The following is a 1,564-nucleotide window of genomic DNA, read 5'->3' as shown; positions in this document are numbered from 1 at the left end:
GCGCGCCTGCACGCGGCGCAGCAGCCAGCGCTCGCAGCCGGCGCCCAGCAGCCCGACCGCGAGCGGCGCGAGCACGAGCGCGGGCCAGAAACCCGCACCGGCCGCGATGCTGTAGCCGACGTACGCGCCGAGCATGTAGAAGCTCGCATGCGCGAAGTTGAGCACGCCCTGCACGCTGAAGATCAGCGTCAGGCCGGCCGACAGCATGAACAGCAGCAACCCGTAGCTGAGGCCGTTGAACGCCTGGAGCGCGAATGGGTGCACCGCCGCGCGCCTGTCAGCCGGCGAGCGATTCGAGCGCCGCGCGCAGCGCGTCCGGGAGCGGCACCGGGCGGCGCGTGCCGCGATCGACGTACACGTGCACGAAATGCCCCTGCGCCGCCGGCGAGGATTCCCCTGCCGCGAACAGCCCGATCTCGTAGCGCACGCTCGACGTACCGAGCTTCGCGACGCGCAGCCCCGCGTCGACCGACTGCGGAAACACGAGCGACGCGAAGTAGTTGCATTGCGTCTCGACCACGAGCCCGATCGTCTGCCCGTGCGCGACGTCGAGCACGCCCGCGCGGATCAGGTATTCGTTCACGACGGTGTCGAAGTAGCTGTAATAGACGACGTTGTTCACGTGCCCGTAGACGTCGTTGTCCATCCAGCGGGTCGTGATCGGCAGGAAGTGGCGATAGGCGTCGCGCGGACGCGGCTGCGGCTTGTCGGACATGGCGATGGCGGTCAGGACGAGTGGGACGCCGCGCGGCGGCCGCGCGGGACGGCACGCCGGGAAACGGCGAGATGCCGCGACGCGAGGGTGCGCGGCGCGGCGGATGACATACCGGGAGCAGCGCGGGCCGTCACTGCCCCGCTCGATCGACGAATTCGAAATCGAGGCCGCGCGCGCGCATCCAGTCGGCCAGCGCGTAGCCGGTGCCGGCCCGCCACGGGCGCAGCCGCGGCGGATCGACGAGCCGGTATTCGAGCAGTTCCGGCGACAGGGCGACGGTGCCCGATGCGCGCACGTGGTACGCGATGATCAGCTCGTTCTTGCGGATGAATTCATAGACGCCGACGAGCGTGACCTGCTCGGCCTTCAGCGCGGTTTCCTCGAACACCTCGCGCGCGATGCCGTCCTCGGGCGTCTCGCCGTTCTCGAGGAAGCCGGTGATCAGCGCGAACATCCCGTCCGGCCAGGCCGCGTTGCGCGCGAGCAGGATCTTGCCGTCGAGTTCGACGATCGCGGCCACCACCGGCAGCGGGTTGTTCCAGTGCACGTAGCCGCACGCGTCGTCAGGGCACGCCTGGCGGACGCGGCCGCCCTCGTGTTCGGGATCGGCGCGCTCGGTCAGCGGGCTCGCGCAGCGCGGGCAAAAACGGTAGTCGGCGGTGGTCATCGATGGGGATCTGGCGGACGCCGGCGGCGGCCCGCAGGCCGCCTCACGCCCGCTCGGCGCGGGAAAGGCTTCATTCTAGCGAGTTTGCCCGCGCCGCAGACGATCCGGCCCCGATGGCGTCAGGGTCGCGCGCGCCCGCGTGCGGCGGCCGCCGCAAAGCCGGCGGCCCCGACGAGCAACGC

2 protein-coding genes and 1 pseudogene are annotated in these 1,564 nt (G+C 71.0%); all 3 read right to left on the bottom strand.

Features of this window, described 5'->3' with window-relative positions:
* A pseudogene (locus F3J14_RS34985) lies at positions 1 to 264 on the bottom strand (branched-chain amino acid ABC transporter permease); the annotation flags it as partial.
* Between the two features lie 13 nt (positions 265 to 277).
* Positions 278 to 715 carry a thioesterase family protein gene (locus tag F3J14_RS34980; protein ID WP_166726761.1) on the bottom strand — a complete coding sequence of 146 codons (438 nt, stop codon included), beginning with the start codon at positions 713 to 715 and terminating at the stop codon, positions 278 to 280.
* Positions 716 to 845: 130 nt separating this feature from the next.
* The gene (locus tag F3J14_RS34975; RefSeq protein WP_166726760.1) at positions 846 to 1,382 is read right to left on the bottom strand and encodes an NUDIX domain-containing protein; all 537 of its coding nucleotides are present in this window, start codon (positions 1,380 to 1,382) and stop codon (positions 846 to 848) included.
* Positions 1,383 to 1,564: the final 182 nt, after the last annotated feature.

Origin of the sequence: Burkholderia sp. Tr-862 (genome assembly GCF_011753085.1) — a bacterium.
GTDB classification, from domain to species: Bacteria; Pseudomonadota; Gammaproteobacteria; order Burkholderiales; family Burkholderiaceae; genus Burkholderia; species Burkholderia ambifaria.
Note: the sequence above shows the minus strand (reverse complement) of the source record. Positions and strands in the feature narration are given on the sequence as shown.

Bases quoted from the DNA above. Each gene is read 5' to 3' on its own strand.
- F3J14_RS34980 (WP_166726761.1), bottom strand. From the start codon at position 715: ATGTCCGACAAGCCGCAGCCGCGTCCGCGCGACGCCTATCGCCACTTC.
- F3J14_RS34975 (WP_166726760.1), bottom strand. From the start codon at position 1,382: ATGACCACCGCCGACTACCGTTTTTGCCCGCGCTGCGCGAGCCCGCTG.